The sequence below is a fragment of the Pantoea sp. UBA6567 genome (genome assembly GCF_002434165.1).
Taxonomy (GTDB): Bacteria; Pseudomonadota; Gammaproteobacteria; order Enterobacterales; family Enterobacteriaceae; genus Pantoea; species Pantoea eucrina.
Genome location: NZ_DJJN01000004.1, coordinates 200,178 through 213,824, shown reverse-complemented (window position 1 = coordinate 213,824; position 13,647 = coordinate 200,178). Strand labels below are relative to the sequence as shown.

Annotated in this window: 11 protein-coding genes; 4 read left to right on the top strand and 7 right to left on the bottom strand. The window is 58.5% G+C overall.

What is annotated here, in order from left to right; genetic code table 11:
* Positions 1 to 99: 99 nt before the first annotated feature.
* Together B4M48_RS04360 and B4M48_RS04355 are read left to right on the top strand one after the other, a co-directional pair.
* Complete coding sequence (locus B4M48_RS04360; protein ID WP_288656065.1) at positions 100 to 2,082, top strand: autotransporter outer membrane beta-barrel domain-containing protein; 1,983 nt, start codon at positions 100 to 102, stop codon at positions 2,080 to 2,082.
* A 115-nt stretch (positions 2,083 to 2,197) separates the two neighbouring features.
* Positions 2,198 to 2,728, top strand: coding sequence for a DUF2058 domain-containing protein (locus B4M48_RS04355; RefSeq protein WP_040113462.1), 531 nt, complete (start codon positions 2,198 to 2,200; stop codon positions 2,726 to 2,728).
* Positions 2,729 to 2,740: 12 nt separating this feature from the next.
* On the opposite strand, the gene B4M48_RS04350 is transcribed toward B4M48_RS04355, so the two are convergent.
* Positions 2,741 to 3,427, bottom strand: coding sequence for an RluA family pseudouridine synthase (locus B4M48_RS04350; RefSeq protein WP_071668314.1), 687 nt, complete (start codon positions 3,425 to 3,427; stop codon positions 2,741 to 2,743).
* Between the two features lie 51 nt (positions 3,428 to 3,478).
* Positions 3,479 to 4,807, bottom strand: coding sequence for a glycoside hydrolase family 10 protein (locus B4M48_RS04345; RefSeq protein WP_286876629.1), 1,329 nt, complete (start codon positions 4,805 to 4,807; stop codon positions 3,479 to 3,481).
* Between the two features lie 115 nt (positions 4,808 to 4,922).
* On the opposite strand from B4M48_RS04345, the gene B4M48_RS04340 reads away from it, so the two are divergent.
* Entirely contained in the window at positions 4,923 to 5,243 is a 321-nt protein-coding gene (locus tag B4M48_RS04340; RefSeq protein ID WP_040113465.1) for a hypothetical protein, read from the top strand.
* Between the two features lie 29 nt (positions 5,244 to 5,272).
* Here the strand turns inward: B4M48_RS04340 and gabP are convergent, their stop codons facing one another.
* Both gabP and gabT read right to left on the bottom strand, forming a co-directional pair.
* Positions 5,273 to 6,667 carry a GABA permease gene (gene gabP, locus B4M48_RS04335; protein WP_071668316.1) on the bottom strand — a complete coding sequence of 465 codons (1,395 nt, stop codon included), beginning with the start codon at positions 6,665 to 6,667 and terminating at the stop codon, positions 5,273 to 5,275.
* A 101-nt stretch (positions 6,668 to 6,768) separates the two neighbouring features.
* On the bottom strand, positions 6,769 to 8,025 hold the full coding sequence (gene gabT, locus B4M48_RS04330; RefSeq protein WP_104085669.1) for a 4-aminobutyrate--2-oxoglutarate transaminase: 1,257 nt from the start codon (positions 8,023 to 8,025) through the stop codon (positions 6,769 to 6,771).
* A 109-nt stretch (positions 8,026 to 8,134) separates the two neighbouring features.
* Here gabT and B4M48_RS04325 point away from each other — a divergent pair, with 109 nt between their 5' ends.
* A complete protein-coding gene (locus tag B4M48_RS04325) occupies positions 8,135 to 9,649 on the top strand; it encodes a PLP-dependent aminotransferase family protein (RefSeq protein ID WP_288656062.1) in 1,515 nt (504 codons plus the stop codon).
* Positions 9,650 to 9,698: 49 nt separating this feature from the next.
* On the opposite strand, the gene B4M48_RS04320 is transcribed toward B4M48_RS04325, so the two are convergent.
* From B4M48_RS04320 to B4M48_RS04310, 3 genes are all read right to left on the bottom strand, one after another.
* On the bottom strand, positions 9,699 to 11,165 hold the full coding sequence (locus B4M48_RS04320) for a pyridoxal phosphate-dependent decarboxylase family protein (protein WP_250341454.1): 1,467 nt from the start codon (positions 11,163 to 11,165) through the stop codon (positions 9,699 to 9,701).
* 12 nt (positions 11,166 to 11,177) lie between these two features.
* Positions 11,178 to 12,560 (bottom strand): diaminobutyrate--2-oxoglutarate transaminase, encoded by a 1,383-nt coding sequence (locus B4M48_RS04315; protein WP_071668318.1) that lies wholly within the window; start codon positions 12,558 to 12,560, stop codon positions 11,178 to 11,180.
* A 213-nt stretch (positions 12,561 to 12,773) separates the two neighbouring features.
* On the bottom strand, positions 12,774 to 13,529 hold the full coding sequence (locus tag B4M48_RS04310; RefSeq protein ID WP_040113470.1) for a prepilin peptidase: 756 nt from the start codon (positions 13,527 to 13,529) through the stop codon (positions 12,774 to 12,776).
* Between the last annotated feature and the right edge of the window lie 118 nt (positions 13,530 to 13,647).

Sequence of the window (13,647 nt, the reverse complement as noted above, 5' to 3'; positions counted from 1 at the left end):
ACACCTTTCCTGCAATACCACGCCGCCTGCGGATAAGCCGCACGCGTAGTCCGCCCGTCTCGTCGCCAGCGTGGCGATCGGGTATTTCAGGAGTCTGATATGCCTCATTCCTGTTTTACGCCCCTGGCGCTTGCCGGTGCCATTGCTGCCACTCTTGTTGCCTCAGCGCCTGCTTACGCCTGGGATAGTCTGACTGTATTTGGCGATAGCCTGAGCGATGGCGGTAATGTCGGTCGCTTTACGTATGATGGTGCACAGCATCCCCTCTATGACGAAATTCTGGCAGCAGACTCTGGCCTGTCGCTGCGCCCTTCATCGCAGGGCGGAAATAACTACGCTCAGGGCGGCGCCGTGACCGTTCCGGCGCTTAACCCGGCGTTTAATACGCAGGATCAGCTGGCGCGCTGGCTGCAGCGTAACAACGGCCGCGCGGAGCGCAATGGTCTCTATATTTACTGGGCAGGTGCCAATGACATTGCGGCGGCGGTGCTGGCAAATCCGCTGACTGCGCCGCAGACCGTTGCAGCCAGCGCCAGCGCGGCGGCGGCACAGGTTCGAACGCTGCTGGATGCAGGTGCGGGTACGGTAATCGTGCCGAATGTGCCGCAGCTTGGCACAACCCCGCTGATGATTGAGACGGTGCTGCAGCTGACAGGCCCCCTGGCAGATTCAGCGCTGCAGGCGGCGTTTCAGTCGCTGAACGCGACGCCTGTGCTGAGTCAGGCTGCCCGCGAGCAGGCTATTCAGACCGCATTCAGCCGTGCGGCGGGAGAAGTCTCTGCGATCCCTGCCGTACGCGATGCGCTGGCGCAGCAGCTGTTCGCGCTCTGGCAGGTGCTGAGTGAGCAGGTGACGGCACTCTCTGATGGATTTAACCAGCAGGAGGAAGCGGGGCTGGCTGCGCTTAAAGGCAATATCGTGCGTGCTGATATCGCTGGCCTGCTCAGCGAAGTGATCGCGGACCCCGCGCGGTATGGTTTGAGCAACACCATCGGTATGGCCTGCCCGCCAGGCACATCCGCCGCCCAGTGTACGTCTGCCACGCCAGGCTTCAGCGAGGCGCAGCGCTTTCTGTTTGCTGACCGGCTGCACCCCTCGCCAGCGGTACATGCGATGATTGCCGATTATATCCGCTCGATTCTCGATGCACCGGCGCTGGTCTCATCGCTCACCGCAGCGCCAGCAGGCGCGGCCCGTGATATGCAAAATACGCTGGAGGGGCATCTGCAGCAGCAGCGTCAGCAGGCGCAGAGTACCGGTGAGTTTAGCCTGTTTGGTGGCTACGCCGGGCAGCATGCTGACTATCGCCGCAGCGATCTGCTTACGGGTGATGCCACGCAGGCCAGCCTGACGCTGGGTATGGGATATCAGCTAACCGATAGCTGGCAGGCGGGTCTGGTGCTGTCACGCAGCGACCAGCGCCAGCATCCTGACGATCGTTACTCATACAAGCTGCGCGGCAATCTGGTGGCGCTTTACAGCCAGCTTACGCTGTTCGAGCAGGGCTGGATCAACGCAGACGTGCACTACGGCGATCTCAGCTATGACGCTATTGAGCGCCGTGTTCAAATCGGGCCGGCCACCCGTACAGAACAGGGAAACAGCAGCGGTAAACTGCTGGGCTTTCGCGTGCAGAGCGGCTGGGATTTCCCGCTGACCGCACATCTCTCTACCGGTCCGGTTGTGCGCTATGCGCTCGATTACGCGCGCGCCGGTGGCTACCGTGAAAACGGAGAGAGCAGTACCGCAATGCGTTTTTCCGATCAGACCCGGCATACCCGGACTGGCGCAGCCGGCTGGCGTATCGACACCACGCGGTGGCCCGTCAATCCCTGGGCGGAAATCAGCTACAACCGTCAGTTTGGTGATGCTGAGAGCAGCGTTCGCGGTGGACTAAAATCAACGCGCACGGCTTTTACCCGTACGGTTAGCAATGGCGATGATAGCTGGCTGGAGGCGGCAGCGGGTGCCTCGGTGCCGCTGACTGACGCCGTCAGCGCGTTTACCGGCGTTTCTGCGATCGGCGGCAACAGCGATCGGCGGCAGATAACATGGAATATAGGCATTAATGCCACCTTCTGATCGCTGAGAGCGCCGTCTGCTGCAGATATCCGCTCACGCGGATGCGGCTGGCCGGTACAGCCCGGTGAATAACAGGTATAATCTGCCAGATTAGCCAACAGATTCAGGATCGGAAATGTCTAAACTTACGCTACAGGAGCAGATGCTCAAAGCCGGATTAGTCTCCAGCAAAAAAATGGAAAAGGTGCAGCGTACGGCTAAAAAGTCACGCGTGCAGGCGCGTGAAGCGAAACAGGCCGTTGAAGAGAACAAAAAAGCGCAGCTTGAGCGTGATAAGCAGCTTAATGACCAGCAGCGTCAGGCGGTGCTGGAAAAAGAGTATAAGGCGCAGGTAAAGCAGCTCATTGAGATGAACCGTATTACGACTGGACGGGGTGATATCGATTTTAATTTCACCGACAACAATCTGATTAAAAAAATTACCGTTGATAAAACGACGCAGACGCAGCTTATCAACGGGCGTCTGGCGATTGCCCGGCTGGTTACGGAGAAAAGCGACTACGCCATTATTCCGGCCAGCGTGGCGGATAAAATTGCGCAGCGCGACGCCAGCGCGATTGTGCTGAACAGCGCGCTGAGTCAGGAAGCGCAGGATGAGGACGATCCATATGCTGATTTTAAAGTGCCGGATGATCTGATGTGGTAAGCGCTCTGGCGTTCAGAACGGGGCCGGCAGCTGCAGATGCAGCGGCTGCTGGCTGACCGGATGAACAAACCGGATCGCACTGGCGTGCAGCATCAGACGCGGCGCCTCTTCTGTTCCCGGCAACTGCCGGCCACCATAAAAGTCGCAGCCCAGAATCGGGTAACCCAGCAGCTGGCAGTGCAGACGCAGCTGATGGGTACGTCCGGTTTCGGGCATCAGCATCACCCGCGTCAGCGGCGGCCCTTCAGGCGGGCAAAGGCGTGCAGTTACCTGATAACGCGAGCGCGCCGGTTTACCCTTCACCGGGCACACCGACATCAGCGGAAAGTGCGCGGGATCCTTTGCTATCGGCGCATCTATCACGCCTTCGTCATCGGGCAGATGACCGCACAGTAGTGCGGTATAGGTTTTTCCCACCCGGCGCGTACTGAACTGCGCGGAGAGCGCAGCGTTGATCGCTTTGTTCCGGGCGATGATCATCAGGCCGGATGTGCCAAAGTCGAGCCGGTGCACCAGCGAACAGCCGGGATAGCGCTGCAGCAGCCGGTAATGCACCGAATCGTTATTTTGCGGATTCTTACCGGAGAGGCTCAGCAGACCGGCGGGCTTACCTATCACCAGCAGGTGCTCATCCTGCCAGACTACCGCGATCTGTTCATGGCACGGCGGTGCAATAAACGCGTCAAAATCAGCAGACATAGCACATCCTAATCGGGCTAACGGGCGCTGATGATAGCGGATTGATGCGGGTCAGTCGCGGCTTTTCCAGCGGTTCTGCAGATAGCGCACGGCCTCCTGCGTCTGCGGCTGCGACAGATACCCTTCCCGGAAGAGAATGGTGCCATCCACATCCGGCAGCGACTCATTCAGCTCAATCTGCTTTTGCAGTTCGGGTACCCCATTCTGACGCGTCCAGTCGGGCTCCATTTTAGACGCCACGCCCACTTTATAGAGCGCAACGCCAATGTAGAGCTGCACCGGCGTCGGACGGACCACGTCCGCCCACCAGCGGGTCAGCACGTCATAGCGCGCTGCTGCGCGGGCAAACGGCCAGTAAAGCTGCGGCGCGATATAATCCAGCAAACCACGCTGAACCCAGAGGCGCGTATCGGCGTAGGCCTCGTCGTAGGCGGCTGCCCCGCGCGTATCGGAACCCGCCGGGTCGTGAGAGAGATTGCGCCATACTCCAGCCGGACTGACGCCAAACGCCACGCCGGGCCGCACTTTTTTAATCGTGCGTGAAACCTGTTCAATCAGCTGTAGCGTGTTATTGCGCCGCCAGTCAGCTTTAGTGGTAAAACCGGCGCCATATTGCCGAAAAGTCGCGCTGTCATTCAGAGGAGAGGCCGCGGTTTCCGTGTAGAAATAGTCGTCAAACTGCACGCCATCCACGGCGTAGTGCGAAACAACTTCAGCCACGATGCTGGTGATCCAGTCGCGTGCGGCGGGAATACCCGGGTCCAGTACCAGCCGGTCGCTGGCAGTGCGGATCCAGTCAGGATGCAGCACATAGACGCTGGCAGGCTGCTGCGCCAGCGTACGCTGTAGTTCGCGCAGGGTGCCGGGTTTGACGTTAGTCGAGACGCGATAGGGGTTAAACCAGGCGTGCACTTTTATGCCACGCTGATGGGCTTCTTTCAGCAGAAACGCCAGCGGATCGTAGCCGGGATACTCTCCGATATGGCCGGTCAGGGTATCGGACCACGGCAGGATCTTTGAGGACCAGAGCGCGGTACCGTCAGGCTTGACCTGGAAAAACACTGTGTTGATCCCGAGCTGCTTTAACTGGTCCAGTTTTGCGATAAGCGACGCCTGCTGCAGACGCACACGCTCAGCGGGTGCAGCCGTCACCGATGTCACTGGCGGCCAGTCGAGGCGCGAAACGGTGGTGAGCCATACGCCGCGCATCGGCACGCGCCGGGCGTCCGGAGCAGGCGTTACCGGCGGCTTTGCCGCGGGCGGCAGCGGCAGCGGCGTCACCAGCGACTTCGGGGGGGTACCGGCACAGCCTGCCAGTAGCAGCGCCAGCGCAGCGGTGCGCAGCAGCGCTGTCAGATGAAAACGCGATAAACAGGCTATGGTAAACTCCCTTTATAAACGGCTAAAACTGGCGCTGCCATTGTCAGGGCATGCGGCAGAAAGTCAACCTTAACGGGTGGTGCAGTGTCGCCATCCACGCGCGGGAATAAAAAATATGCAATATGAAGATCTCTATCGCCGCATCGGACAGATTATTTATAGCTGCGGGCCTGAGAACGCACGTCAGCTGACGGTACAGGCTGAACTGTTTGCTGATGAGGAGGGGGGACAGTATCAGTTTAACTATCTGGATGAGCAGGGCGAACCTGACTGGTTTGAGCCTGATGCGCGTGCCGTAGGCGACCTGACGGAGGCGCTGAGAGCGTTTCAGCACTATTTCATTGAGCATGAACTGTCACCGGGCCAGCCCGTCTGGACGCACTGCGTGGTGAAAATTGATGTGCCGGAGTCAGCCATCAGCATCGACGTATACTGAAACCGGGCATCCCTGCCCGGCACTGTGACTCAGGAACGAACGGCGACCATTCTGGCGTGGCGGCGTGCCGCGCGTTTGCGGTGTACCAGCCGGCTGGCAGCCAGCACCAGCAGCGTCAGAATAGCGGTTGCGATGATCTCCGGGCGATGCTGCTGATTAAACAGCATGGAGCCCAGCACGCCGATGATAAACACAATGGTTGCCCAGGTGAGTCCCGGGAAGAGCCACATGCGGTAGCTCAGGACCTCACCACGCGCCTCGCGCTTTTTACGCAGCACCAGGTGAGAGGCTGCAATAACCAGATAGACCAGCAGCGCAATGGCTCCGGAGCTGGCCAGCAGGAACTCAAAGACGGCGCTGGGTGCCACGTAGTTGGCAAATACCGCCAGAAACGCCGCTGCGGTTGAGAGCAATACCGCAACCCATGGGGTACCGCTGCGCGTGGTGCGTGATGCGGCCGCGGGGGCATCCTGACGGCGCGACAGCGAAAACAGCATACGCGAGGCGGTATAGAGCGCAGAGTTCAGGCAGCTGCAGACGGCAATCAGTACCACAATATCGACAATCAGACGCGCGTGCGGGATGTTCATTATCTCCATAGCGGTCTGATAAGAACCGTTCTTCATCAGCGCCGGACTGTTCCACGGCACCAGCGAAATCACCAGGAAAATTGACAGCAGATAAAACAGCGCGATACGCCAGATGACGGAGTTAGTCGCCTGGGTGATCTGCTTTTTCGGTTCACGCGACTCCGCTGCGGCAATGGTGACAATCTCCGTGCCCATGAAAGAGAACATCGTGGTCAGAATAGCCGCCAGTACGGCGCTGATTCCGTTTGGCATAAAGCCTTTGGTATCCCAGAGATGTGAGATCCCCTGCGTATTGCTGCCGGGCAGCAGGCCAAATACCGCCAGGCTACCGGCGACCAGGAAGCCGACGATTGCTACCACCTTCAGCAGGGCAAACCAGAACTCAAACTCGCCATAGTTTTTCACGCTGAACAGATTACTGATGGTCAGAAACGCCGTAATCGCCAGTGTATATTCCCAGACGTCTACCTGCGGAAACCAGCCGTGCAGGATAGTGCCGGCGGCGTTAGCTTCAAGCGGGATCACCAGCACCCAGAACCACCAGTAGAGCCAGCCGATGGTAAAACCGGCCCAGCGCCCCAGCGATTTATCAGCATAGGTGGAAAAAGAGCCGGAATCAGGCGAGGCGACGGCCATTTCAGCCAGCATGCGCATAATCAGCACCACCAGCGTACCGGCGGCAATATAGGCGAGCAGCACCGCCGGTCCCGCTTCGGCGATGGCGTGACCGGATCCGACAAACAGGCCGGCCCCGATAACGCCGGCAATAGATAGCATCCTCACGTGGCGCGGCTTCAGGCCTGGTGCCAGTACGTCGGCATTCTGAGCAGTCATAGTTTTTTCTCCGAATCGTCTCTCAGGCGACGTACAGCGCCGCCTGGCGTGAAGGTGGACAAGTCAGGCCTGCAGCGGACAGGCCTGAGGTGCAGCGCGGTTTAACGCTGCGGAGTGAGCAGACCGCCGAGAATATCGAGCGCCTGACGGAACTGCGCGTCCGGAATCGTCAGCGGATAGAGGAAGCGGATGACGTTACCCTGCGGTCCGCAGGTCAGCAGCAGCAGCCCCTGCGCCATCGCCTGCTGCTGCAGCGCCTGTGCACTCTGCGCATCAGCAAACTCCACGGCCACCATGGAACCCAGCGCGCGGATATCGGTAATAGCAGGCTGCGTGGCGCGTACTCCCTGCAGAAATTCGGTCAGCGCAGCGCCAAGCTGTACGGAGCGTTCGCAGAGCTGCTCTTCGGCGATGACATCCAGCACCGCGTGCGCTGCCGCAATAGAGAGAGGGTTACCGGCATAGGTTCCCCCCAGGCCGCCGGGACCGGGCGCATCCATAATTTCTGCTCGTCCGCTGACGGCGGAGAGCGGCATACCGCCGGCGAGGCTTTTTGCCATAGTGATAAGGTCCGGCTCCACGCCATAGTGTTCCATGGCAAAGATTTTTCCGGTGCGGCCAAATCCGCTTTGTACTTCATCAGCAATCAGCAGAATGCCGTGCCGATCGGCCAGCGCGCGCAGCTGCGTCATAAATTCAGGGGGGGCGATATGGAAGCCACCTTCGCCCTGGACCGGCTCCAGCACGATCGCGGCCACATCCTGCGGGGCGATATCCTGCGTAAAGAGGTCATCCAGACTTGCCAGCGCATCTGCTGTGGTGATGCCGGTGACGCTGTTTGGATAACGGGCGTGGAATACGGAGGCGGGCATCGGGCCAAAGTCGCGCTTATAGGGAGCCACTTTGCCGGTCATCGCCATGGTCATAAAGGTGCGGCCATGAAACGCATTGCCAAAGGTGATGATACCGTGACGCCGCGTGGCGGCACGCGCAACCTTAACGGCATTCTCTACCGCTTCAGCACCGGTGCTGAAAAACGCGGTTTTCACTTTACCGGCGATAGGAACCAGATCGTTAATGCGTTCCGCCAGCGCAACATAGTTCTCATAAGGCGTGACCTGGAAAGCGGTATGGGTAAACTTCTCTAACTGATCTTTGATGGCCTGCACGACGCGCGGATGGCGATGGCCGGTGTTCAGAACCGCAATACCGCCGGCAAAGTCGATCCAGCTATTACCTTCAGTGTCGCGCAGCGTGGCGTTTTCCGCCTGCTCAACAAACCACGGGCACAGGTTGCCGGTGCCGCGTGGCAGGGCGTCATCTTTACGTTGTTGCAGCTGGCTGTTTTTACCTTCCATAACCTTTCCTTAGCGATAAGCTTCTTTACAAATCACGACAAACACGCTTATTTATGCCTGCAGCGGCACAGGTTGCCAGAGCCAATTCAACGAAAAAGGATGGAGCCAATTGCGGAGTTTGTATGCCGATCATGTTCTGGAACGTCTGCAATTTGTTGCAGAGGGCACGCTGCAGCAGCGCCTGCTTATCTGCATGCAGCAGGCGATTGCTGAAGGTATTTTCCCGCGCGCCTCGCGCCTGCCCGCCACGCGCGATCTGGCACGCGAGCTGGCGGTATCGCGTAATACGGTGCTGAACGTCTATGAAAATCTCATTGCGCAGGGATACGTCACGGCGCGCACCGGCAGCGGCACCTGGATTGCTGAAACGCTGCCTGAGGGGTGTCTGAACAGCCCGCAGCGCGTTCCTGAGCCTGCTGCCGCGTTGACAAAACCTGCTGCGCTGTCGCGACGGGGGGCAACCCTGCTCGGCCACGCCAACGCCTCACCGTGGCAGTGGGGCGCATTTGTTCCGGGCGCGCCCGATGTGCGTCAGTTTCCGCATAAGCTGTTCAGTCAGATCCAGGCGCGGCTGAACCGCGATCCGGAGATAGAGCGGCTGATCTACAGCAGCAGCGGAGGCTGTCCGCTGCTGCGTCAGGCGCTGGCGGAGTATCTCAGCGTGGCGCGTTCGGTACGGGCGGACGCCGACCAGATTATTATTACCGAGGGTGTGCATCAGGCGGTGGATCTGGTGACGCGCGTGCTGTGCGACGCGGGGGATCCGGTCTGGATCGAGGAGCCGGGCTACTGGGGAACGCGTAATTTGCTGCGCATCAACGGCCTTAAAATCCAGGCGAAAGCGGTGGATGAGCAGGGCATCATTCCAGATCTGACGTCGCGCAGTAAACCGCCAAAAATGATATTTGTGACACCGTCACACCAGTATCCGCTGGGCGTACATCTTAGCCTGGAGCGTCGCAGGCAGCTGCTTGATTTTGCGCGAAAACATAAAAGCTGGCTGGTAGAAGATGACTACGACAGTGAATTTCGTTTTTCCGGCCAGCCGTTTCCGTCGCTGCAGGGCTTTGAGGCGGATGCACCGGTTATCTATATGGGCACGTTCTCTAAAACGCTCTATCCGGCGCTGCGGCTGGGCTATCTGGTGGTGCCAAAAGCGCTGGCACAGCCGCTGCGGCTGGCGGCAGCGGAGCTATACCGGGGCGGTCACCTGCTGATCCAGCGTGCGCTGGCAGAGTTTATTCAGAAAGGGCATTACATGGCGCATATCCGCCGCATGCGCAAGCTTTACAGCCAGCGGCGGCAGTTTCTGACCGGGCTTATCTCCCGCTATCTTGGGGAGGCGTTTATGCCTGCGGTGAACTATCAGGCGGGTCTGCATCTGGTACTGGCGCTGCCGCAGGGGTGTGATGACGTGGCGATAGCTGCGCTGGCGCTCAGGCGCGGCGTGAAGGTGCGTGCGCTGTCGCAGTATTATATGCATCCGCAGGAGAAACGCGGTTTACTGCTGGGATATGCCTGCGTTGACGAGCGTCAGTGTCAGGATGCGTTTGGCGCGCTGAGAGGCTGTCTGCTGGAGGCGGGCGTGATCGCGCGTGGCAGCGGCACGGAAAATCTGGCATAAAAAAAGCCGGCAACCCGTGAAGGTTGCCGGCCTGATGTCAGCCGGAGAATCAGGCGCTCAGCAGCTGATCGGCGGTTTTTTCCACCAGAGCCAGCAGCAGCTTGATATCATCCAGCGTCACGGTCGGATTCAGCAGCGTCAGCTTCAGGCAGGTCACACCCTGATTTTCGGTCACGCCTACGTTAGCGCGGCCCGACTCCAGCAGCACATCGCCGATGCGCTGATTAAACAGGGCAATCTGCGCGATATCGGTGAGCTGCTGCGGACGATAGCGGAACAGCACGCTTGCCAGCTGCGGCTGCATCACCAGCTCCAGGCGCGGTGTCGCTTCAACATACTGCGCCACTTCCTGCGCCAGCGTGACGCCGTGGTCGATAATTGCCGCATACTGTTTCTGACCCAGCGCTTCCAGACCCATCCACAGCTTCAGCGCATCGAAGCGACGCGTGGTCTGCAGCGATTTAGAGACCAGGTTTGGTACGCCCGCCTCTTCATCAAACTCAGAATTCAGGTAAGCCGCCTGATAACGCATCAGTTCATAGTGACGCGCATCCTTCAGCAGAAATGCGCCGCAGCTGATGGTCTGGAAATATTGCTTATGGAAGTCCAGGGTAACGGAGTCCACCATTTCCAGGCCATCCAGATAGTGGCGATACTTCTCTGACAGCAGCAGCGCGCCGCCCCATGCCGCATCCACGTGCACCCAGATGTTACGTTCAGCAGCAATGGCAGCAATTTCGCGCAGCGGATCGATAGCGCCTGCGTCAGTGGTACCCGCCGTAGCAACAATCGCCAGTACCTGTTCGCCATTCGCTTCAGCCTGCGCCAGTTTGGCCTGCAGATCGTTGACGTCCATGCGCGCAAAGTCATCCGACTTCACCTGAACCACTGACTGATAGCCGTGGCCGAGCAGCGCCATGTTCTTCTGTACGGAGAAGTGCGCATTTTCAGAGCAGAACACTTTCATCTTACGCAGATCGCCGGTGATGCCATCCTGCTGCACCGAATGTCCCTGGCGGGCAAAGAAGGCATCACGCGCCAGCATCAGGCCCATCAGATTGCTCTGGGTGCCGCCGCTGGTAAAGACGCCCGCGTCGCCGGCAGCGTAACCCACCTGAGCACGCAGCCATTCAATGAGTTTGACCTCAATGATGGTCGCTGATGGGCTCTGATCCCAGGAATCCATGCTCTGGTTTGTGGCGTTGATCAGAACTTCAGCGGCCTGGCTTACCACCAGGCTTGGGCAGTGCAGATGCGCCACACACTGCGGGTGGTGCACTGACAGGCTGTCTTTCAGGAAATACTCAATTGCGCGCTCAATCGCGGCCTGGTTACCCAGGCCGTCAGGATTGAAGTCAAGCGCAATTCGCTCGCGCAGTTCGGCAACCGTTTTGCCCTGATACATCTCAGGCTGTTGCAGCCACTGCACAACCGCGGCGCTGCTCTGGGCAATCGCCTGCTGATACGCCTCAATGCTCTGCGCAGAGGCGGCCAGAATCGGGTTCACTTCACTCATTTACTTTTCCAGTCAAACAGGTTTGACGCCAGCGCCCAGCAGCGCCTGCTCAAATTTATCCAGGAATACAGCCAGCTCTTCGTTTGTGATAAGCAGGGACGGCAGCAGGCGCAGGACAGAACCGTGACGGCCGCCGCGCTCCAGAATCAGGCCCGCTTCGAAGCATTTCTTCTGCAGCAGCGCAGAAAGCTCGCCATCTGCCGGGAAGCTGCCCATGTGATCGGCTGGCTCATCAGGCTTAACGATTTCGATACCGATCATCATGCCCATGCCGCGAATATGACCGATAACCGGGAAGCGCTGCTGCATCTCTGCCAGCTGTGCTTTCAGCCATTCACCCTGTTCCGCAACTTTGGCAGCAATATTCTGCTCGGTCAGCACTTTCAGGGTAGCCAGACCAGTCGCCATCGCCAGCTGATTGCCGCGGAAAGTACCGGTATGGTGTCCTGGTGACCAGGCATCAAACTGCTTTTTAATGCCCAGCACAGCGAGAGGCAGGCCACCGCCAACCGCTTTTGACATCACGATGATGTCCGGCTCAATGCCGGCGTGTTCAAAGGCGAAGAATTTGCCGGTGCGGGCAAAGCCTGCCTGAACTTCATCCAGAATAAGCAGGATGCCGTGCTCCTGCGTGACTTTGCGAATGCGCTGCAGCCACTCTGCCGGTGCCGGGTTCACGCCGCCTTCACCTTGGACCGCTTCCAGAATAACGGCTGCCGGCTTGCGCACGCCGCTTTCTACGTCATTGATCAGGTTATCGAAGTAGTAGGTCAGCGCTTTCACGCCTGCGTCGCCACCGATACCCAGCGGGCAGCGGTACTGGTGCGGATAAGGCATAAACTGCACTTCCGGCATCATGCCGTTAACCGCTTCTTTTGGCGACAGGTTGCCGGTCACCGCGAGCGCGCCGTGCGTCATGCCGTGATAGCCGCCTGAGAAACTGATAATACCGCTGCGGCCGGTGACTTTTTTCGCCAGCTTCAGCGCAGCTTCAACGGCGTCCGCGCCGGATGGGCCGGTGAACTGCAGGCAATACTCTTTGCCCTGGCCTGGCAGCAGAGAAAGCAGAGATTCAGAGAATTGATCTTTCAGCGGTGTGGTCAGATCAAGAGTATGTAACGGCAAGCCGCTGGTAATGACATTTTGGATGCTCTGCAGAACATCAGGATGGTTATGACCAAGTGCCAGCGTCCCTGCGCCAGCCAGACAGTCAAGATATTGCTTATTCTCAACATCCGTAATCCACACGCCGCTGGCTTTAGCGATGGCTAAAGGCAATTTGCGCGGGTAACTCCTGACGTTTGATTCAAACTCAGCCTGACGGGCTAAGAATGCGTCGTTGTTTCCGTTGAATGAGCTGGCACCAAAATTATCAATACGGACTTTATCCGTCATCATATCTCTCCTTCAACCGGGGCTCGCAGTGGCTGGCCGATTGACTAATTGAACAAAAAAGTATCAGTAATGTAAAAAGCGCGGCCAATATAGAGCCTTTTGCCTCACATCACAATGATTAATTTTGTGTAGAATTGTTTATTCTTTTCATATACGAATCATAACGTTGGACAGAAACTGGCCGCTGTTATTTCTCCGCTAAAATAGCCAGCTTTAAATTATTGAATGAATAAAGAGACTTATACCCGCCAGTGAAAGCCACGGACCAAACGGAACAGGGCGGTCTGGCCGCTGAAAACAGTAGGGTTTGATAAAGATCACAAAAATCAGCGCGCTGCCGCAGGCGATAAGCAGCAGCGCCGGCAGCGACGTCCAGCCAAGCCAGGCACCCAGCGCTGCCATTAATTTTGCATCCCCCAGTCCGATGCCGGGCTGATTTCTCAGCAGCTGATAGCACCAGCCGGTAAAGCGAATCACGCTATACCCGGCCGCTGCGCCGGTAACGGCATCACGAAGCGTACCGGGCATCGCATCACCGGCATGCAGTAGCAGGCCAAGCCAGAGCAGCGGCAGCGTAATCGCATCCGGCAGCAGTAGATGCGTCATATCGATAAGCGAAAGCGCCAGCAGTGACCATGCCAGCAGCAGTGCGGCAATCAGGCGGCTGTCCGCGGGCAGCAGCTGCATCAGCAGCAGGGCGATCAGCGACGTCGCGGCCTCGGTAACCGGATAACGACAGCTGATAGGGCCATAGCAATCGCGACACCGGCCGCGCAGCAGCAGCCAGCTCAGCACCGGGATCATGTCATACCAGCGCAGGGCGCGTTCACAGTGTATGCAGCAGGAGGAGGGAGCCAGCAGGGAAGTGAACGTGGCCGCCCCGGCGATGTGTCGTGGCAGCCGGTACACCACAACGTTAATAAAACTGCCCGTCGCCAGCGACAGCAGCGTCACCATTACCAGCATCATATTCTCCTCCTTCTCACATGACGTAATTCATCTGTGAGTAACCTACCTGATATCCGGCGAGTGAGGTATTTAAAATCAATATTTTCAGCGAGTTGCAGAAAAAATTGCGCGCCATATC